Origin of the sequence: Bradyrhizobium sp. BR 1433, from assembly GCF_051547665.1 — a bacterium.
Classification (GTDB): domain Bacteria; phylum Pseudomonadota; class Alphaproteobacteria; order Rhizobiales; family Xanthobacteraceae; genus Bradyrhizobium; species Bradyrhizobium australafricanum.
The window spans coordinates 3,082,667-3,102,411 of the sequence record NZ_JBPUGG010000001.1; the positions used below are offsets into that span (position 1 = coordinate 3,082,667).

Consider the following 19,745-nt stretch of genomic DNA (forward strand, 5'->3'; position numbering starts at 1 on the left):
CACGAACAATGTTGAGCAAATCCGTTCCGCGGAGCGGCCATCGAGCGATCGGAGACCTCCCCTGCTTGAGCTTGGACGTGCGTCGAGGATTTGCGAACCGAATATGGAGGCTGAGCCGCGGCTCGGCCCGGAGCAGAGCCTGTCCCTTTCGTCTATGGTCCAATAGCTCGCAAGGTGGCCTGCGTGCACCGGCTTGCCTGCGCCTATCGGACTGCTCTCAAGCGGCGGCTTCCACTTCGTCTTTGCTGGCGGCCTGGCTCGACAGACAAGCGCGAGCTTCGCCGCGATTAACGAGGGAGCGGTCACTGGAAAGGCTCAGTTAGCCAGTGTGTCGGCTCCACGAGGCGCCGAACGCGCCCTGGCATACTCCCTGAATACCAACCGGGGAATACCAGCCGACGTGCAGGCTTTAGCGAAAGCCTGTTTGTCGAACTCGAGATCGCACTCAGGTCTGGACGTCGAAAATCGTCGCATCTGCTCAGCTCGCGTGCAGACAATGATCACGGTCAGAACGCACTGACTGCATCAGGACAGGTGCCCGCGGTCAGTTATCATGGGCGCTCCGAGCCATCGCATCTTCCAGAGTTCGCATCTAATTAGTCGATTATAGTCATCCATTTGTATCGCTCCGGATGCGATGGATCCCCCGCCAGGGATCCATCCTGTTCGGGGGTATGATGCGAGTTGAGATCAAAAGCCGTGCCGGGGGCACATGTGTTGGGCACGGGTATCGCAGCGAGCCGCTGTACGTGGCCGCAGACGATGTCCTGCTTCGGGCAATCACAAGACAGGGCAGCCTTGTCGTAGCGCTGTCGACAGCGGCATGGATTGCCGGCACCGTGTTGCCGGCACACGCAGCCGGCGTTCAGGACACAAGAAGCACTCCTCGGGATGAGGCCGGGACAGGATCTCTTGAGCAGAAACGGGCGTCAGTTCCAGCAGCAGACCATCGCCGGAAGAAGGTAAAGGCACGGCACGCAGACATCGCGGCGCGATCGCGGCCCCCCGTCGAAAAGCGGGCAGCAAACGAAGCCGCCGCTTACATGATTCAAAAAAAGCCCAACCCGTTCGCGAAATTCGAAAACCTTCGCGAAAAGGGATTGGTCGTCAGCATACCCGGTCCGGCCGATACGGTCGTCCAGGATGCGGGAGGCGTGAGATCTGCGCTGGCTGAAGTCGGTATCGGGTACCTCTTGTGGTCACAGGTCACCTACACAAACAATCTGCTGCCAAATGCAGCCAAGAGCACCATCGCCAACCAGCTCTACAATGGACAAAATCCCACGTTCAACACCGTCAACTATATGTGGGTCACCTATGATCTCAGCCGATACGGCATTCCTGATGGCCAGATCATCGTTGGTGCCGAGGAGCAATCCTGGACGTGGCAACCCGGCGGGCCTGATCGACTAGGCATCAATACGATTTCCTACTATCAGACTTTCTGGGACCGAAAGCTCGAACTCAAGGTCGGCTACCTCAGGAATTCACACGAATTCGCCGGCACCGTGGTCGGCGGGAATGCCGGCTCGAATATTTTCGGTCCATCGTCGAGCATACTTTTCCAGGGCGGCCTGAGCGCCGCCCCGGCGCCGACTCCGGCTCTCAACCTGAAGTACAATTTCGATGACCACCTATACACCAAGGTGTCTTTCCAGCGCGCCGACAGTCCCGACGGCCTTTTCACCCAAATTACGGAAAACCCCACGGGCCTGAACTGGAGCACGACGCATGCCGGCGTTCTCTATCTCGATGAAACCGGCTATCTGAACAAGGCCGCTCCGGGTTCGCCGCAGACCTGGCTGAGGGCGGGCGCAGGTTACAACACCAGCAGCTACAAAAGTCTGGCGCTTCCAAATCAGCAGAGAACCGATCCGAACACCTTCTATTACATCGCCGCGGACAGGCAGTTTTGGCAGACCAATGTCCAGGACTCGCCATCACGCGGCATCTACGGCGGATTCTCGGTCATGGGAGCCCCGCCCGATCTGAATACGGTCAGCCAGTACTACGAGCTCCGCTTTTACGTGAACGGACCTTTCGACTGGCGGCCGACCGACCAGATTTCCATCGTCGCGACCGACACGGTGTGGAGCAACCTGGCCGTGGACGCGGCGCTGGCGAAAGGCAAGCTCGTGCATTGGGACAGCAAGGCGATCGCGGCCACCTACACCGCGCATCTTGCGCCGGGAGTTTATACGAGCATAGGACTGACCTACATAAACAATCCAACCAGCATCACCTACACCCCGCAGATCGGACATGCTTTGAATTTCTCCGTGTCCACGAACATCTTCTTCTAGACAACTGCCGCTCAGACGGGGCGCGGCCAATCAAGAGGATCGCGCGGCAGCGCCCCGTTCAAGGATGTGCTGCCGAATCCGTGTGGTAAGTGCGGGAATACGAACGACAGCGGCGATGCCGGAACGTAATCGAGTAGCTCAAGTGACCAAGAGCTGCAATACGACATCGCTTATCGCGGTTTCCGACGTGTCGGTCGGAGCGGGTCTGAAATCGCAGCGCGTCCCGCACAACGTGGTGATCGCTGCTGATGCGTGTGGCTTTCCCTCATTACCCGAGCTATCGCGGTCTATCGAGTCAATGCTCCCGATACGTTCGGAGCACAGGCAAGATGAAGCTGCAATCCCCTTGGGGCGTTTGCCGGCGAGGATTATGGAGACGTTTCGATCCAGGCGATGGCTCGCGTAATTGCAGCTATTCCGCGGATTGCAACCAAGCGTTCAACCTAACCCGATAAGCCGCCGAGGATGCCTCACGAAGCGATTCAGTATGCGAGGCAATTGCCGACTAATCGTGTGGTAAGAAGCGCCCATAGTGTTTCGCTACCATCGGCGTATCTTGAATTGCGTAGCTCGCCTGCTCGTGCGAGCATTCAGGGAGCCCTGGCTTGCCTCGTCGAAAGCCGGGACGATGCCGTTAGCTTTACACCACGCTTCGTAATCACGGCGCCGCGATCCAGTCCGCCTCGCCCAGCCGAAACCACCGCGACCTCCACCGGTCGGAATCTTCTCTTGCACAATGGAGAATCCACCGGACGCATGATTGAGGTTGCCGACGATGCCCGCTGCCTGCTCTCGCCGGTAACGATCTTGCCGATCACGTCACCAGGACACGAACTCCGGCAAGTTACGACTTGGTCCAGGCAAGGCTGTCCGCACCGGTACCTTGCCGGTGACGGAAATGATCAAGCGGGCAGGATCAGCCGACCCGTTTCGAGGCGGTGTCAATCGCGGTCCACGTCCACATGTCACCAGCATTCCGGTGCTGGCTTGACGAGTTTCGTCTTTAGCGGAAGTGCCTGTGATTTAAACTGGGACACTACCGGGCTTCAAAGCCTGATCGCCACGGCAGGGGCGCCGCCTAAGCGGCTCATTTCGTTGACGCTTTTGCTCCACTACGACGATATATTTATCATTATCAAAGATAGAACTTGATAATAATCATTATCGGACTTGAATTCGACATGATACATTATTATTATTAGAATCGTCGTCTTGATTAGGATAGTAGATCATGTCGTATTCTAGCGAAGAGCTGGTCCGGACAGTTCAGGCGAAACGCACGCAACAACACATGAGCCAACGCGCTCTAGCAGTCCGATCGGGTTTGACCCAGGCGCACATCTCCCAGATCGAGACCGGTCGTCTCGAACCGGGCCTCTCGAGCTTCATCCAGATGGTTCGGGCACTCGACCTCGAAATCGTGCTCGTACCCAAGAAGCTGCTCCCCGCGGTAGAGGGCATACTGCGCTCGAACGCGAACGACTTCTCCCTTGAGGAGGGACTGTCGGACCTCTTCGCGAAGGCCGAACGCCTCGTTGCTAGGCAGAAGAAGCGCCACGGTAGCTCCGCGCCACTCGACCGCATCGCTGAATACTTTCGCTTCTTGAAGCAGGTCCATCTTTCAAAGAACGACCTGGCCCTCGTCAACGACGTCGTCGACACATTGCGAAGCTATCACTCCGAACCGATACCCAAGCCTGTGTTGGAAAACTCCGCAGGAGTATTGCAGGGTCTACGCAACCGGATCGCACACCCGGTGGAGGCCCCCCGCCCTGCCTACGCTCTCGACGACGAGGATGACGATGCCTGACGTATCGGTCCTGGACGTACGCCTATACAACATCCCGGTCGCAACACTCACGCTCGTGCCGGGCGACCGGTCGTTGCTCGCGTTCAATCAGAACTACATCGACGACCCCGCCCGCCCAACTTTAAGTCTGTCCTTCAAGGATTCATTTGGAAACCTGCTCACCTCATTCAAACCTTATCAGCAAGTCCTTCCCCTTCTTTTCCAATCTTTTGCCGGAAGGCTCGCTGCGTCGCTACCTCGCTGAGCGTGCGGGGGTGAAGGAAAAGCGCGAGTTCTTTCTCCTATGGATGCTGGGCCGTGACCTTCCGGGTGCCCTGTCGGTCCATCCAACGGAGGGGGAGGCATTGCCTCCCCAAGTCGAGGAGGATCTCACGCAGGACGAACGGCAGAACATGCTGCGCTTCTCACTCGCGGGCGTGCAGCTGAAGTTCTCCGCGCTCAAGAATGATTCGAAGAACGGCGGACTAACCATTCCGGTCGAGGGCGTCGGCGGTTCGTGGATCGTCAAACTGCCGTCCCATCAGTACCCGGGCGTGCCCGAGAACGAATACTCGATGATGAGCTTGGCGAAGGACATGGGTATGGAAGTGCCCGAGCTCCAACTAATCGATGTCGGGGCGATCAAGGGACTTCCGGACGGCATCGGCGAGCTGAAAGGACGGGCGCTCGCCATCAAGCGGTTCGACCGCACGGCCGACGGACCGGTCCACATGGAGGACTTTGCGCAGGTATTCGGCGTGTTCCCGGACGAAAAGTACGACAAGGCTAACTATCGGAACATCGCGCGTGTCCTGGGCATCGAGACCGGCGAGGCCGGCATCGCCGAGTTTGTCCGACGCCTCGTGTTCAGCACGCTGATCGGCAACGCCGACATGCATTTGAAGAATTGGTCGCTGATCTATCCCGACCGCCGGACGCCGGTCCTGTCGCCCGCCTACGATCTGCTGTCGACCATACCGTACATCGCCGACGACAAGATGGCGCTGAATTATTCGCGCACGAAGAAGATGGTGGAATTCTCCGTAGACGAGCTGAAACATCTGGCGGCGAAGGCAAAGATCTCGGAGAAGCTCGCCATCGATACGGCTGCGGAAACCGTCCGACGCTTCAAGAAGATGTGGGCCGAGCGCAAGGCAGATCTCCCGTTGGAAAAGAAAGTCGTCGAAGTCGTCGACGCGCACGCCGCTTCGATCCGGATTTACAACGAGCTTTGAGTCGTGGTCTACGATTTCGGAAACCTTTCGCCGGCGGACTTCGAGGATCTGGTTCGGGATCTCGTTGGACGGGAATTCAGCGTTAGATTCGAGGCCTTCGCGGCCGGTCCCGACGGAGGCATGGATGGACGCCATGCGCGAGGAGGCGCTGCCACGATCCTACAGGCGAAGCACTACGGAAGATCCTCCTACGCCTCGCTCAAGTCGCAGATGAAGCGTGAGCGAAGCGCCATCGAAGGCTTGGCTCCCGGCCGCTACATTCTGGCGACATCGTGCCCCCTCACGCCGAAGAACAAATCGAAACTCGCGGAGGCGATAGGCCCGTCGCTCTGGACGACATTCTGGGGCCGGGCGATCTGAACGCCCTGCTCCGCAAACAGTCAAGTCTCACATCAAGCTCTGGCTGTCCGACGCCGCCGTGCTCGACCGGGGTCGTGCGGTCGGCGGCCCACAACAGGATCACAAAGGAGGAGATCGAATCCAAGGTCCGGATCTATGCTTCGAATCCGGGTTTCGACGGCGCGCGCGACACGCTGGAGGCCAACCATGTGGTCATCATATCCGGCCCGCCCGGCGTCGGCAAAACCACCCTGGCGGAAATGCTATGCTATGCGTACCTGGCCGAGGGCTGGGAACTTATCGCCATCAGGAGCCTCGAAGACGGATTGGCCGCAATCGAGGATAAGGGAAAGCAGATATTTCTCTTCGACGACTTCCTGGGCAAGGTGGCGTTGGATCGTCATGCGCTGGCCCATAAGGACTCCGAACTCGCCAGATTCATCAAGCGGGTCCGCAAGTCGCCGAACGCCCGGTTCGTCCTCACGACGAGGGCATACATACTCGCAGAGGCACGCCAGGTCTCAGAATATCTCGCGGACCGGCGTCTGGACGTAAGCCGGTACGTCCTCGACGTAGGGGCGTACACGCGGCGCATCAAAGCGCGCATCATCTACAACCATCTTCTGGCCGCGGAAACGCCTGCAGGCCACATAGCGGCACTCGTCGCAGGCGACATCGCGAAGATCGTCGACCACAAGAACTACAATCCCCGCATCGTGGAATGGATGACCGGTATCAGCCGCATCGAAGAGATTGCAGCCGAGGACTATCCGGCCTCGTTCCTGCACGCCCTCGATCATCCAGGTCAATTGTGGGACATCGCCTTCCGCAGTCACATCTCGAAGACCCGGCAGCATCTGCTCATCGCACTCTTCTTCGGCTCGCATACGGCGTCAGCATCGATGAGCTGCGGGAGTCCTACGACGGAATGCATCCGATACTCTGCGCCAAGTACGGCGAGAGCCACGGACCGAAGGATTTTGAAGAATCCCTGCGGGTGCTAGAGGGGACTTCGTCACGATACGAGGCACGCAGGTCGATTTCGTGAATCCTTCCCTGCGGGACTATCTCACAGGGTATCTCGAGGACGAGACCCTCCTGCTCGAGATTGCCCGCGGCGCGCGTCAGACCGACTGGGCGCAGGCCGTCTGGAGATTCGGCGCGCGTCGAAGTCCGTCGGATACTTCCCAAAGCAAGCTCGGCGTTGCGTTCATCGACGCGGCGGAACGATTCGCTACGGAACCGACATGGACGGTGGTTCGTGGACATTACGGCCCCACGCGCCATGCTCGGGGGCTGTCGAATACCGATCGCATCTGGTTACTGATACATTGGTGGTTGGCAACCGAAAATACCCGTTTCTCGGACATCGCGCTCGTCCTGGCGCGTTCGCCGGTCGACGGCTTGGGTTCATGGCGCGACGGCGATGAGGCAATCGAACTGATCGCCAAGCTGAGAGACGGCGACTCTTTCGGTGGCGTTCCGAGGGCCGTCGAAATGGCCGACTATCTCGAGACGGCAGCCATCTCGATGCTCGAATCGCCCATGCCCCCTGACGAACTGGAGAAGATATCCGATGCCGTCGACGAATGGCGCCACCTTCTTACCGACCGCCTCTTCCGCGCGCATGATGATGCGATAAGAAACGAGATCGAGAACGTTGGATCTGTCGTCGAGGATATGGATTCGGAGTCGACCTTCAACGAACATATTGATACGGTCCGCAAGCTCTCGAAGCGCGTCAACATGTCCTCCCAAGTGGTATCGATCGCCTTGAAGAAGGTCGAGGAGCGCATTGTCAAGCTCGGGAAGAAACCGATGTCTCCAGTTCACCGTCGTTTGGTGGCAGCAAGCCACAGGAAGGCGACGTATTCGACGACAAGGCACTGAGAAGCCTTTTTCTTCCGCTCCTACACGGGTAGCGAACGCTTCTTGTTGGCTCGGCTCTCCTTTGATTCCGAATATCCTGCTTGGTGGCCGCTTTCATCATCGGCTTCCGGCACGCGGTAGACCTGAATCGAATGCCGACGCCGTTTGTGGCGTGCAGCAGGCCTAAGATGGCCTGCTGACAACGCTTTTAAGCCGGAAAACCAACGTGACGATCTCGCGCCAAAAGTGGCAATTCTCGTAGCGCAGCGCCGCTCAATGCGACTGCTGATCACGTCGTGGTCAAAACGAGCTGGAGACTTGCGAGCGGCCACATACCCGAGAGCGACGTTACACCGGCACGGTGCCCATTATTCGTGCAAGGCGAGCAAGACCTTCCTCTAACGATTGACGCGAAACATCGGCAAGAGACACTCGGATTCCGTCCAAACAGTTCGGCTTTTCGACTGCGAATTCGGAACCACTTCGCACCAGTATGCCCTCCATTCGGGCGCGCTCGACCAGTTGATCCCCTGAAAGGACATCGCTCTTCAACCAGACATGCAATGCGCCAACGCAGGACGGAGAGACGCCGGGCATCAACTTCGCCGCGAGATCTCGTCGCCATGTCGCTTCGAGGCGTATCGCTCGAAGCAGGTCGTCAGCTGCGCCCTCCAGAATGGCGCGGGTCGCGATCGCAGCAGAAGGAACGGAGGCGTACCACATCGCCATCGCGCCGAAGCGCGACATGACCTGCTCGATGGCAGCCCTGTCGGGTGCGACAACATACGCGATCCGCGTACCGACGAAGAAGCATTTCGACAATCCCATTACTGTCCATGAAATATCAGGCGCAATATCGGAAAAGCCTGGTGGGAAATCCTCGCGAACGAGGCCCTGCGGATCGTCCTCGAGGATCACGACGTCATGCCGGCGCGCGATTTCCGCGATCTGTGCGCGCCTGCCCGCCGGAATCGTGCAAGCGGTCGGATTCTGGGCGTTCGGCACACAATAGAGGAGCCTCGGCCGGTGAACATGACAGGCCTTGTCAAACGCTTCGGGAATCAGCCCGTGGGCGTCCAGCAGGATCGGGACAAGGCCAATTCCAAGGATCTGCGCCGCGTCGCGTACCTGGGAGTAGGTAGAGGCCTCGACCGCGATCGAGTTGCCCCGACCAACCAGGGTCTCGAGAAGGATCAGCAACACATTCCAGGTGCCGTTCGCCAGAAATAGCCTGTCGATCGGAATGCGACCCCTGTTGCCCCGCGCGAGGAGTTTTTGCGCCGCAATTAGATCGTCCGTGCTGCCGAGACGTCGATGATGACGCATTTCGTCCGCACCGTCCCATCGGCTTGCCAGCGACAGCAGCGTTCTTCTCAGGTATTCATCCGCTCCTGGTATTTTGGGAGACGTAATGCGCCGAAAATCAATCATAATTCATGTTTCTCACGCTTGAATTGCGACCGCCACGATGACCAGCGGTATTGACGAATGAGGCGAAAAGAGTTGCCGGAGTTACCTGGCCGGCGGTCAGCCCTGAGGATCGGACCACGCATCTCGAAACAGCATTGAACAATGCTTGTCTTCCGACCCTTTCAGCCGAGGTTAGCCATGCGGGTCCTCCGCTGCTGGCAACGGCTTGAGATCCCTGAAGGCCCGCAGTTCGTCCGTCACGGCTGTCAGTTGGCTGTTGAGGTCCGCCAGTGCTCTGGCGGTTGCACGTGCGCCGGTTTCGCCGACAAAGAAAAAGTGCCCTCCCTCGACGGTACGGTTCATGACCTTCGGCCACGCCCCGGCCAGGGCACGCAGCCGCGCCCAGCTCTCCGGCGGCAGCCGCGTGAGATCTGTTCCTGCGAGATGGTTGCGCAGCAGCCCCATCAGACCAATCGCGCTCCATATCGCGGCGTCAGCCAAAGCGTGCTCAGCGTCGGAGGACGCCGTGGGCGAAATCGTCGCGCACAGCGGCGCCTGTTCGAAGGTGAAGGCCTGCGAGTTTGCCAGGGCGGCTTCAAGGCTGGTGAACCGGCCATCCACATCCAAACGATCGATCTCGCCGCGAAGCATGAGCGGGCCCTCGCCGTGATAGTGGATGCCGTGTGTTTCCAAGCTGATGACCGTGCGGCCGGCCAGCCGATTGACCTCCTCCACACCGGCGATCGTGCTGCAGTGGTACAGGCTGGATTCGACAGACCATCTGCGGTGACCGGCTCGCCCTCCGCAAGGCGTGGCGAGAGGCCCGGCCAGGGCGGACGCGCGCAAAGCGACACAAAGCCGGTCATGAGAACACCGCGCTGCTTCAGGGCGCGGTGGAGGCGCAATACGCCCTTGCCAGCCATGCTCCAACCGGCCACCAGCACGGGCCGCGTGCCGACCATGTTTGCTGTGACGTCCGCCACGCCCGCCGCCCACCTCGACAGCGTCATGAAGCGATCGGGCCTGGAAAACACCGGATGACTGCTCGGATAGGAGACGGCGAGCAGAGCCAATCCAAAGGCCTGAAGATGGTAGTCCAGAAAATCTTCCCGGCGCGCTCCGGGATGCCCATAGGCCACGCGGGCCAGGTGAGCTCCTCCCGGCAGGAAAAGCACGACGGGGCCCCCGGCTTCAAGACGGGCGTGCACCAGGAACTCGCCCGCGGCATTCGCGACGAGGTTTTCGCGGCCGAACGGCGACGAGCGCCCCGCCGCGTTTTGTTCAGGTCCGGACAGGGTCATGAATGCATCCCTGCGGCTGCACCAGGGCCATGGGCTAACGCCATCCCTGTTCTTGCGCTGAATGATGCGATCGCGCTTTCGGCATCAGTCATCCGCTGTCTCGCCGGCCGGGGCCATCCAGTGCGGACGTGCCAGCGGGTGATCGCGCAGGATCGCCTGCCGCCCTTCATCAAGGCGAGCCAAATGACGCCGGCGCTGGGGATCGCTGCGCCAAACGGCAAGCTTCTCCAGGTAGGCTGCGCCTCCTTCCAACATCGTGAGCAACTCGCTTGCATCCCTTGTCGAGCCTTGACGACGGTTGCCGACGACGACGTAGACGGCCGACGTATGGGCACCGATGTCGATGGGGTGTTGTGTGTGCAACCTGCCGCGGCCGAAACAACGCGCCGCGAGCCATGAGCTGTGATCGATGGTCACTGTTGCATCCAGGCTAGCCGCCAGCCCGTCAGCACCTGCCTTTGCGCTGGCGATGACCTGACCATTCTGTACGAGGTCGATGATTTCAAAGGGCTGGGACGAGCGGGCTTGCGCCCTGATACGCAGTTGCCCGCCTCCCTCGGCCAGCTGAATCTCTTCCCCAGGCATCTTCCCGTCGACGCGCAGTTCGAGCATCGGGCCGGTGGAGACAAACGTATGTCCGCGCGCGATGGCGGTACACCATCTGCCGTAATCGAATTGCGCGCCATCGCCGAGGAAGGCGTAGGTGCGCAGCGCGCCCAGCGCGGTGCCGTTGGACATCTTGTCGGTGCCCCCGACAGCAGGCAAGCGATAGCCCGCATTGAGGTAGGTGTACCATTGCCCGACGCCAGGACAATCGAACGGCGTCTCTCCCCAACTACCGTCGATATGGAGATGGGCCGTGAAATCGAAGTTGAACCATCTGACTTCCACGGCGTCGATCAGGCCCAGCGCGATGGCTGCAGTCGCCTCCGCATGCGGCGTGGGAGTGAGCTGGTTGAACACGAGGCCGCCCTGCATTTTGCAGGCCGCGCACCAGTCAACCAGGCTGACGTCCTCCCAACCGCCGATCTCGTCCCGTTCCGCCCCGCCACTCGACAGCGGCAGGACCGGATCCTTGAGGTTCAGCAAAAAGACGTCGCCCATCATGTGATGACGGTTTTCGCTGTCGATGCGCACTATTCGATCGCGTGAGCCATTGTCATATTCCCGGGCAATGCCATGGCCGACACCTGTAAAGGCGCGCCCCCATTGAGCCGCCAGCAGGTTGGTGACGTTGACGTCTTCCGCCGCGCTTTCCAGCCCGGCTGTCACGGGATCAAGAAAATGGACATGGACATCGCCGCAATACCAGCCGCGCCGGCGGATATCGCTCCACCGCTCGAGTTCGAAGAGCAGTTCGGTTTGCTCCTTTTGAATCTCGAGAGCTGTGCGGATGACCTTGTATTCGAAGCCGTGAACGATTTCCGCGGCGATTTTCCCGACCGGCAGCATGATTTCGAAACGGCCGGGAACGTAGGCATAATTCATGCTGCCGAGCCTGAGGTCGCCCCCGACGTTCTGGCCCCAGGCATCGTCGACAAAGGCCGCATGAGCGAGCGGCGGCAAATACTCGCCGTGCTGGCCGCGGAAATGAACACGTGAAGGCAGCTCCTTTCCGTCGGCGGCATCGACCACCCGCACCGAGATCCGGACCCAATCGCGAGCAGCCAGCTTGATCGGAGACCTGTTCTCGAGAATATCCTGCCAGCGAAACCTGAGGAGCGAAGTCCCCTTGCGGAGGAGCAGATGGGCTTGTTGCGCCGCCACAATCTGTGCGTGGATCAGCGAGCCCGGCTCTTTCGGCACCGGCGCTCCCCATCCCTTGACGGGAGCAGCCAGCCACTCGCCGATTGATTGCGACGGCAGGACCGAGCAATGGGTAACTGTCCCCAGGTCCACGGCCAGAGCCAGATCCCGGCACGTCGAACCGCTGACCGGGACAAATCCGAGGCCCCGCTCGTAGTCATCCGGACATGCCTCCTCGATCTTCGTATCGGCCAATGCGGCGAGGTCGATGATCACGCCTTGCCGGGGCCCGCGGCGTAGCGGATCGGCCGATTCCGTCGCGACAGTGATGCCTGCGACGAGCACCACATCGGCATGACGGGCAGTCAACTCGATCGCGACGATCTCTTTCATCGGCGAGGGATTTTCGAGCGTCATCAACCAGTAGGTCTGGCGGCTGCCCGCTGGCCCGGTCGTGATACCGGTGAAGCGGGCACGGCTGTCGAGCGGCATGTCCTGGCGTTCTGAAGGAGCGTGCACCGGCTGGTACCAGGCATGAGGCAATGCGGCATAACCTTGCGTACCGATTGTCGCCTGTCGCCCCGCGATTTCAAATCGCCGCCGCACCGGAACTGGCGCGCGTCCGCCGTCGGCGAACACAATCGTATAGATTGCCAGCAGTTCGCCGGTCTTTGCGTTCGACTGCTCGAGGTCCGTGAAATGAGCGACCAGAATGGCGGCAGCGCGCCGCGGTTCGGGTAAATGGATGGTTGCCTGCGGCGTGAGGAGATCTGCCCGGCTGGTCAATGCAAGCCAGCAGCGCCCGCTATTGACCCGGGGATCGATGAGGTCAAACGGGATGCCATGGAAAAACTGATGCCCGACCAGAAAGCCGTCCAGGCCGGAAGGGTCACCGGACGGCCATTGCCGCACGGCCGGCCCCTGCTCGCTCCAGCGCCACGCGCCGTCAGCGGCCTGTTGCGGTCCCGCATTCGCGTATGTGCCCAGATCGACGGGGACAAAACGACGAACGGTTTGCATCGCGGAGGGGCCAACGTCAGGCTGAACAGGCTTCATCTCGTTCCCTGTCGCAGGATCGATTGCCGGTAAGAGAGGCGGCCGTCGGGTAACAGCGCAGATCAGCAACGAGGCGCGGGACACCGCACCGGACTTCCTCAGTGTGGCAGCAGCGCATCGACGTCTTTCCTGAGGCTCGAAAGCGCCGTGGCCGGATCCTGCTTCTGCGCGACCACGAGGTAGCAGTGATCCTCAATGGTCTTGATGATCCTGGAGTTGTTCTCGCCCGGAAACGAGAACCAGCCTGTCATCATCGCAATGCGCTCGCTGGCGACACGATGTTCGGGATGCTTGTCGAAGAACTTGCCGAGTCCCGCGGGATCGTTGATCGCCGCAAGGCTCACCGGCACGTAACCCGTCGCCTCGACCATGATGGTCTGACCGGCAGGCCCTGCTGCGAACTTCATATATTCCCAGCACGCCTTCTGCCTGTCGGGATCATCGGTCAGCATGACCATGCCATTGCCGCCGGCCGGAAGCCTGTCGGTCATCGAAGAAACCGGCAATGATCCAACCTTCAGTTCGAAATTGCCGGTCGCCGACTGCTGAAAGCCGGTCAGCAGGCTGCTTGCGGTGAACAGGATCTCGAGCGTTCCCGCCCGGAATGCCTGGCGGGCCTGTTCTGTATTGAACGCCGGCTGACCTTCCCTTGCGAGACGCTGCAACAATTGCAGCGCCTGAAGGCCCGCCGGCCCGTCGAACGCGATCTGCTTCTCGTCCTCGCTCATCATGCGGCCGCCAAAGGCGCCCACCAGCGTCTGGAACGACCAGCCGTTGTTGGTGTATTCGACATAGAGGCCGCCCGTGCCCTCCCCCAGGGCGCCGATCTTTTTGCCAAGCGCGATCACGCCATCCCAGTCCCGGGCAGGTTGTTGGGATCACCACCGGCCTTCCTCACGAGATCCGTGTTGTAGAAGAGCACAGGAACGGAAATCGCGAACGGCAGGGCACAGGTTTTCCCGCCGTAGCGCGCAAGCGACGTCATGGCTTCGGGAACGCCGATCGTCTTCCAGGCCGGATCACCCGCGATGAAGCGATCGAGCGGCACGGCAATCCCGCGATCGGCCAGAGGGCGGATCTGGTTCAGACCCTGGTGAGAAACGTCGGGCAGTTGCTTCGTGATGTTCTGCCGCAACGTCTGCTGGACGAGGCCGTCGTAGTCGACGGCGGGACCATCAAGGATGACCCTGATATCGGGATGCGCCTCCATGAAGCGCTGCGCGAGTGTCTGGTACAGGCCTTTGGCAGGGGCTGACGCAAATGAAACCCGGATTGTCGTCTGCGGCTGCGCGCTGACACCCAGGATCGGTGTTGCGGCCGCAGCGGTTGCCGTCGACAGGAAAGCCCTGCGTGAAAGAAACATCGATCGACTCCGTTGGCTTATTGTTTGACCGCGCCGCCGGTCAGCCCTTCGACGAACCAGCGCTGGGCAGCAAGAAAGGCGATGACAAGGGGCATCACGACGAGACTGGATGCGGCCATAAGGGGACCGTAGTCATTGCCCGCCTCCCCGTTCCTGAAGGCCATGATGCCCAGCGGCGGCGGCATCAGCGACTGGTCGCGCACCGCGATCAGTGGCCAGAAAAGATCGTTCCAGTGACCGACGACCGAAAAGATCGAGAAGGCGATGATCGCCGGCAGCGCCATCGGCACCATGATCTTCCAGACGATGGCCAGCTCGGAGAGACCATCGAGCCGCGCGGCGTGGACCACGTCATCGGGAACTGTCCTGAAGAACTGCCGGAACAGGAAGATGCCGAAGGGCGAGACCGCGTAAGGAAAGATGAGCGCCGCGTAGGTGTTGAGGATGCCGAGCTGGTAGCCGAGGATGAAGAGCGGCAAGGAGAGCACCTGTTGCGGCAGGAGCAGACCGATCATCACCATGCCGAACAGCAGGTCGCGGCCGAAAAGCGAAGCTTGGCGAGCGCATATGCGCAAGGGGCGCAAACGATAATCTGGAGCGACAGGATGAGGGCACAGACGATCAGGCCGTTGCCCATATAGCGCGGCAGCGGCGCCTCGGTGAGCGCCCTCGTGTAATTCTCGACGCCATAGAATTGCGCTGGCCAGAACGACGCGCGGAAGATTTCGCCTGGCGGCTTGATCGAGAGCGATACCATCCACACGAAGGGGGCGAGCATCACCGCACTGGTGGCAAGCAGCACGGCATGCCGAAACACTGCGGCACCCGGCGGCAGGTGACCGGTGGATGTGATGCCGCTCATCGGCTGGGCACCGCGCTGCCCATGGCGCAGACCTTGTTCATGACGAGCATCACGAGGACAGCGAGGACAACGGCATTCCTCGCTTGTTCTGATACTCTCAATACATGCGCAGCCATAGCCATCACCTGATTGTCAAACGCCTGCGGTGCACGGCTCCTCGTCTCGATTGAACCCGACGCCGTCGTGCGTGAGCACACACACCTGAATTGCTACAAGTGGATGACTGACATCGAATAAGTCGATCTCTTGTTGCGAAAATGCGATTCCTCGCGGACCGACCATCGTTTTTCAACAGTGGAGAACTTTTAGATGGCAGATCCGGCATTCGTCCTGGCGACATCGGCCGCCCGGGTTATGAACGCCTGTGAACCAACGAGATTGCCCGGGTCTCGGTATTAATGACTACGTCTATGTTGATGACTCGGTGCTGTCGGCTTACGAAGCGCAACCCGCATTTAGCATCTTCCCCGAGAGCGGCTCTGTTTCCCACGGCACGCAATTGAGCATCGGTCATTGTGATCGCATTTTTCGAAATGCCATCCGGTTAGAAGTAAAGAAGCTCTACGAGAGAGCCCCGGCCGCGGTCGTTCGTCACTGGCACAAATGCGCAGCTGCGCGCCCATGTTTCGGCCAAGGACGGATCGCGTTGAACACGATAAGTATTGCCAAACGGGCGAAAGCTGTGACGTACGCTATGGTCGAGTTGGGGAAGCACTTTCGACTCTGGCGCGGACTTTCGACCTCAACATCTCACCGAAACAGTTTGTCGGATTGCGACGGGCTGCGTTGGACTATTCTGGTTGGTGGACATCCGAAGTTGCCGAACCGACCTGACGGAATGCCCCGCTGTCGATGTCCGCTGATACTTTCCTCCACAGATGCCTCAATCTCGAAAAGCTGGTAATCGAGGGCCTGAGTCAACGGCCCCTCCGAAAAATCTTGGAAGCCATGGGCGCCCCGGCGAATAACATCAAAGATTTCCCGACGCTCAAGCTTCTGGACCGTTGTATGCATGGCTGAACTTGCCCGGACAACAGGCTTCACTTTGGAGAAGGACGGCGCATCGCTATGGGATCGTCTGTCGAAAGACGAAACTCCTGGACAGCCGGTTGCCCATCTTTTTGCACTGCATGACGTTCGGATACTGAAAGCTCACAAAGCAAGTGACCAACATCGAGAGTTGCAAGAGGAACTGAAGCGTTTTGACATCAAAGCCGGAGAAGAAGGCGCAGGATACGGCAGGATTCTCGATCGCGTCTACGATGCCCTATCGGAAGAAGTAACCGCGATCACCGCCGCGATTAAGCTGGCAGCTTGAGCCGTGCCACTGAGCGGCATGGCCAGCATGATACCTGGGCATGGCGGTTGATTGCCGACAAACCTGAAATACTCGAATGACCAACGATTTTGTGCCACCACAGATTCCGATCAGCGACGTAAAGATGAGCACCGCCGCTCACAGCGACGCGTTTCATTTTTACAGGCGACTTGCGCGCGAGCCGAAAAGGATGGAGCATTGGCCCTCTCGCGGTGAAGATATCGTCGGGATCGAGGGCTTTCCGGACGAGGAACCGGGCTCCTTCGGAAACACTGTGTTCTTTCTGAAGGCTCCCGCGACATCGGCTCAGATTCCTGCAATCCTGGTAGCATCCAAGAGAGCGGTGTCATCAGCATTGTCACGCTGAAACGACGGAAGCATGGGATCGTCCGACAAGTCCCCGTCCCACCATGGCTCATCACAGATCTTGTGCGCGTCTTCAGGCTGAAGGTCGCCCAGAGCGATGAGGAGATCGCGACCAAGCGGCTCTGGGGGAGCCGTACGACCGCTTGGCGCATCGTGAAGATCGTAATTGTGCGGGCCGGCATCGTCGGGGCCCAGGCCGTGCCGAAGGGGCTGCGGCATGGCTTCGGTGTCGGGGCCGTGCGAGCGGGGTGCCCCTTACACTGCTTCAACGCTGGCTCGGCCACGCTTCGCTTCGGAGCACGGCGGTTTATCTCGATGTCGTCGGCGCCGAAGAGCACGAGATCGCGCGGCGCATGTGGCGAAAGTCTCAATACGGCTAGCTTTGGGTACAATCCAGGTAACGCCTTCCTCAGGAAGAACGGCATGGTGCGCCTGTCGGAAACCCGATTTCCTTTTGGTTAAGAAAGGTCTGTGCTAACATACCTCATGGTGACTTTCGCTCCCTATGTCAGCATTTTGCCAGCACCTCAACAGCGGCTATGGCCTGAGCTGTCCGGCGTGCCAGCGGATTTCGTGCTCTATGGCGGTACGGCCATCGCACTTCACCTCGGTCACCGTGAATCCGGTAGATTTCGACTTCTTCGGCCCGAACTCTTTTGACCCGACGGTCCTCCGAGGAACCATTCCGTTCATGCGCGACGCGCAAATCACACAGCAAGCGCCGAACACGTTGACCGGAATCGTCGATCGCGGCGGCCCAATTAAGGTATCGTTTTTTGGCCTACCTCATCTCAAGCGTATTCAACCACTACACGAGGTGGCGGAGAACGGCCTGAAGGTAGCTTCCCTCGTGGACCTGGCCGGCACAAAAGCCCACGTCGTACAGGCGCGCGCTGAAGCAAAGGACTACATCGATATAGACGCCTTGATCCGCGTGGGCAAAGTCGATCTCCCAACGTCGCTTGCAGCAGCTCAAGCGGTTTTTGGCCCCGATTTCAATCCACAGATTACCTTGAAGGCGCTTTCGTTTTTCGACGAGGGTAACCTTCGCGGTTTGCCGGATGATATGAAATCACGTTTGGCCGCAGCCGCCCGAGACGTCGATCTCGACAAACTCCCCGACCCGACCGCTGAACAGCAACGCGACACATCGCGGGGACTTGGGCGATGAAACCGATCCCGCTTAACCCCGAGACGGAAAGGATCGCTCGCCGTATCGTCTGGTTCGAATTGCCGGCCACAGCGCTGGCCGATCCCATCCGCTTCATTGCTTATGCGATGACTCACGCCGTCCACGAAGACATGGTCGTTTTGCGTCGCTACGTTTCGGATAACGATTTTCGTGAGGCCCTTGACCGTGCTCCGCCGGGCATTGTTGACCCGCGGTCATGGGCCTATTGGAATTCAAAATTTGGCCGTTACCCTACCCCTCCGCTGCCTACCCGGAAACTCGGCTAGACTACTTGCCAGCTCGTCGCCGTTTCCCGCAGCGAATATTGTGATATTTGGGTGCTGTCGTGGAATTTTGAGTTCAAGGGCGACGCGCTTGCTGCGAGTTTAACGCTACGCAAAATGGAAACTCCGGTGAAGTTGCCGGCTCCCTCGCCGAGGTCATCGAAAAGACTTCGGACCGCTCTCGTCGCCGGCACGCGCAAGAATGCGGCCTGTCCTGAACGCCGCCCTGATCGACCGGCTTGTCCGGCTCTGCCCCTGCCTCTTCAACCAGCTTGACCTTGCTGCGACTGCCGAAGCTACCTTGCATCTTTGCGAGATGTCGGCTGGGGCCATCATAACATCGGCCAACGTCCTGTGATGCCTTTCAGGTCCAATATCCCGGGCGGGAGAAGTCTCTGCGTTTCCGCCGATCAAGGGCTCGGCGATCGGCGGCACCGTCATGGAGATGTTTTGCAGCGAGGTGCTGCAGAACGAGCGGATACCGCGCATGGAGACGGATGATGAGGGTGGCCCAGATGGCAGGTGCCCGGGCACATCCTGCTCAACCAGAAGAAGATGAAGGACCTTCAGGCCCCCGGCGACATCATGATCCCCTGCGCGCCGCCCAACCTGCTGATCTCCGTCAAGACGGAAACGGCCCGCGAGCGTCTCCTCTATTCTGCAAACAGCATCGATATCGGGTTCGGGTTTTTCAGCCAGCCGTACGAGTTCTGGACGCGGAGCAGGGTGCGTCTGTTCAAGCGGATGGGATTCAGCGCCATCTATCTGCCGGACAACCCCATCAGGAAATCGCCAGAAAACTAGACAAGGACAAGGAGACGCGGTTTGCCGTCAACCTCAATGGAACTGCGCTCTACCGTAAGCGTGGCGCCGAGGCCCTTTGGATTTTTTGTGCGGAGTTCTGAGAGCACCGTTAGAAGAGTTATCTTCTGCAAGGGTGCTCATAATGGACGACCATTCTGACGACATAAGACGACCGTTGTCACCGCGTATTGAAGTGTTCGCAGGCGCAGGTCGCAAGCGCTGGCCGGATGATTTGAAGGCGCAGATTGCTGCGGAAAGCCTCGAGCCGGGGGCGGTTGTCACGGACGTCGCCCGTCGCCATGGTTGCCGGCCCCAGCAGGTGCATGACTGGCGGCGCCGGGCGCGTTTGGGCCAGTTGGTATTGCCGGCGTCGGCGGACACGCTGTCGTTCGTGCCGGTGATGTCGGAATCGGCGTTGCCTGCGGCCGCAGACCCCTCCGGGTCGCCTGAAGCCGCCGTTGTGACGGTTGAGTTCCAGGGCGCGCGCGTGGAGGTGCGCGGGCGCCTGGCCTTGCTGTATTGAGCGATG

The 19,745-nt window shown here is 59.8% G+C and carries 16 protein-coding genes and 3 pseudogenes; 12 read left to right on the top strand and 7 right to left on the bottom strand.

Annotated features, from left to right (window positions below; all coding sequences use genetic code 11):
• Positions 1-749: 749 nt before the first annotated feature.
• Positions 750-2,303 carry a carbohydrate porin gene (locus ACSKB9_RS15155; protein ID WP_438074087.1) on the top strand — a complete coding sequence of 518 codons (1,554 nt, stop codon included), beginning with the start codon at positions 750-752 and terminating at the stop codon, positions 2,301-2,303.
• A 615-nt stretch (positions 2,304-2,918) separates the two neighbouring features.
• Here ACSKB9_RS15155 and ACSKB9_RS15160 read toward each other — a convergent pair.
• Positions 2,919-3,095, bottom strand: a pseudogene (locus tag ACSKB9_RS15160) (phage tail tip lysozyme); the annotation flags it as partial.
• Positions 3,096-3,534: 439 nt separating this feature from the next.
• On the opposite strand from ACSKB9_RS15160, the gene ACSKB9_RS15165 reads away from it, so the two are divergent.
• The 5 genes and pseudogenes from ACSKB9_RS15165 to ACSKB9_RS15185 all read left to right on the top strand — a co-directional run bounded on the left by ACSKB9_RS15165 (position 3,535) and on the right by ACSKB9_RS15185 (position 7,556).
• A complete protein-coding gene (locus ACSKB9_RS15165) occupies positions 3,535-4,113 on the top strand; it encodes a helix-turn-helix domain-containing protein (protein ID WP_438074088.1) in 579 nt (192 codons plus the stop codon).
• Positions 4,106-5,327 (top strand): annotated as a pseudogene (locus ACSKB9_RS15170) (type II toxin-antitoxin system HipA family toxin). Before ACSKB9_RS15165 ends, ACSKB9_RS15170 begins: the two are co-directional and overlap by 8 nt.
• 3 nt (positions 5,328-5,330) lie before the next feature.
• The gene (locus ACSKB9_RS15175; protein ID WP_438074089.1) at positions 5,331-5,687 is read left to right on the top strand and encodes a restriction endonuclease; all 357 of its coding nucleotides are present in this window, start codon (positions 5,331-5,333) and stop codon (positions 5,685-5,687) included.
• A gap of 74 nt (positions 5,688-5,761) precedes the next feature.
• On the top strand, positions 5,762-6,670 hold the full coding sequence (locus ACSKB9_RS15180) for an AAA family ATPase (RefSeq protein WP_438074090.1): 909 nt from the start codon (positions 5,762-5,764) through the stop codon (positions 6,668-6,670).
• 40 nt (positions 6,671-6,710) lie between these two features.
• Entirely contained in the window at positions 6,711-7,556 is an 846-nt protein-coding gene (locus ACSKB9_RS15185; RefSeq protein ID WP_438074091.1) for a hypothetical protein, read from the top strand.
• Positions 7,557-7,883: 327 nt separating this feature from the next.
• On the opposite strand, the gene ACSKB9_RS15190 is transcribed toward ACSKB9_RS15185, so the two are convergent.
• From ACSKB9_RS15190 to ACSKB9_RS15215, 6 genes and pseudogenes are all read right to left on the bottom strand, one after another.
• Positions 7,884-8,966, bottom strand: a complete 1,083-nt coding sequence (locus ACSKB9_RS15190; protein WP_438074092.1) for a PLP-dependent aminotransferase family protein — start codon at positions 8,964-8,966, stop codon at positions 7,884-7,886.
• Between the two features lie 171 nt (positions 8,967-9,137).
• Positions 9,138-9,680, bottom strand: a complete 543-nt coding sequence (locus ACSKB9_RS15195) for a hypothetical protein (RefSeq protein ID WP_438074093.1) — start codon at positions 9,678-9,680, stop codon at positions 9,138-9,140.
• A 650-nt stretch (positions 9,681-10,330) separates the two neighbouring features.
• Positions 10,331-13,048 (bottom strand): CehA/McbA family metallohydrolase, encoded by a 2,718-nt coding sequence (locus ACSKB9_RS15200; protein WP_438074094.1) that lies wholly within the window; start codon positions 13,046-13,048, stop codon positions 10,331-10,333.
• A 98-nt stretch (positions 13,049-13,146) separates the two neighbouring features.
• Entirely contained in the window at positions 13,147-13,896 is a 750-nt protein-coding gene (locus tag ACSKB9_RS15205) for an extracellular solute-binding protein (protein ID WP_438074095.1), read from the bottom strand.
• Positions 13,893-14,411, bottom strand: coding sequence for an extracellular solute-binding protein (locus ACSKB9_RS15210; protein WP_438074096.1), 519 nt, complete (start codon positions 14,409-14,411; stop codon positions 13,893-13,895). The genes ACSKB9_RS15205 and ACSKB9_RS15210 overlap by 4 nt, the downstream gene beginning before the upstream one ends.
• Before the next feature lie 17 nt (positions 14,412-14,428).
• A pseudogene (locus tag ACSKB9_RS15215) lies at positions 14,429-15,273 on the bottom strand (carbohydrate ABC transporter permease).
• 1,012 nt (positions 15,274-16,285) lie between these two features.
• Between ACSKB9_RS15215 and ACSKB9_RS15220 the strand changes: the two are divergent.
• The 6 genes from ACSKB9_RS15220 to tnpA all read left to right on the top strand — a co-directional run bounded on the left by ACSKB9_RS15220 (position 16,286) and on the right by tnpA (position 19,739).
• A complete protein-coding gene (locus ACSKB9_RS15220; protein ID WP_438074097.1) occupies positions 16,286-16,591 on the top strand; it encodes a hypothetical protein in 306 nt (101 codons plus the stop codon).
• A gap of 76 nt (positions 16,592-16,667) precedes the next feature.
• Entirely contained in the window at positions 16,668-16,958 is a 291-nt protein-coding gene (locus ACSKB9_RS15225; protein ID WP_438074098.1) for a hypothetical protein, read from the top strand.
• 579 nt (positions 16,959-17,537) lie between these two features.
• Complete coding sequence (locus ACSKB9_RS15230; protein WP_438074099.1) at positions 17,538-18,128, top strand: nucleotidyl transferase AbiEii/AbiGii toxin family protein; 591 nt, start codon at positions 17,538-17,540, stop codon at positions 18,126-18,128.
• Positions 18,125-18,415: a hypothetical protein gene (locus tag ACSKB9_RS15235; RefSeq protein WP_438074100.1), complete on the top strand. Its 291-nt coding sequence runs from the start codon at positions 18,125-18,127 to the stop codon at positions 18,413-18,415. Before ACSKB9_RS15230 ends, ACSKB9_RS15235 begins: the two co-directional genes overlap by 4 nt.
• A 519-nt stretch (positions 18,416-18,934) precedes the next feature.
• Positions 18,935-19,216 (top strand): hypothetical protein, encoded by a 282-nt coding sequence (locus ACSKB9_RS15240; protein WP_438074101.1) that lies wholly within the window; start codon positions 18,935-18,937, stop codon positions 19,214-19,216.
• A 142-nt stretch (positions 19,217-19,358) separates the two neighbouring features.
• Entirely contained in the window at positions 19,359-19,739 is a 381-nt protein-coding gene (gene tnpA / locus ACSKB9_RS15245) for an IS66-like element accessory protein TnpA (protein ID WP_438074102.1), read from the top strand.
• Positions 19,740-19,745: the final 6 nt, after the last annotated feature.

Excerpts from the sequence above, each read along its gene's own strand:
- tnpA (WP_438074102.1), top strand. The coding sequence starts at position 19,359 with ATGGACGACCATTCTGACGACATAAGACGACCGTTGTCACCGCGTATT.
- ACSKB9_RS15200 (WP_438074094.1), bottom strand. The coding sequence starts at position 13,048 with ATGAAGCCTGTTCAGCCTGACGTTGGCCCCTCCGCGATGCAAACCGTT.
- ACSKB9_RS15210 (WP_438074096.1), bottom strand. The coding sequence starts at position 14,411 with ATGTTTCTTTCACGCAGGGCTTTCCTGTCGACGGCAACCGCTGCGGCC.
- ACSKB9_RS15165 (WP_438074088.1), top strand. The coding sequence starts at position 3,535 with ATGTCGTATTCTAGCGAAGAGCTGGTCCGGACAGTTCAGGCGAAACGC.
- ACSKB9_RS15220 (WP_438074097.1), top strand. The coding sequence starts at position 16,286 with ATGGCTGAACTTGCCCGGACAACAGGCTTCACTTTGGAGAAGGACGGC.
- ACSKB9_RS15225 (WP_438074098.1), top strand. The coding sequence starts at position 16,668 with ATGACCAACGATTTTGTGCCACCACAGATTCCGATCAGCGACGTAAAG.
- ACSKB9_RS15230 (WP_438074099.1), top strand. The coding sequence starts at position 17,538 with ATGGCGGTACGGCCATCGCACTTCACCTCGGTCACCGTGAATCCGGTA.
- ACSKB9_RS15190 (WP_438074092.1), bottom strand. The coding sequence starts at position 8,966 with ATGATTGATTTTCGGCGCATTACGTCTCCCAAAATACCAGGAGCGGAT.
- ACSKB9_RS15235 (WP_438074100.1), top strand. The coding sequence starts at position 18,125 with ATGAAACCGATCCCGCTTAACCCCGAGACGGAAAGGATCGCTCGCCGT.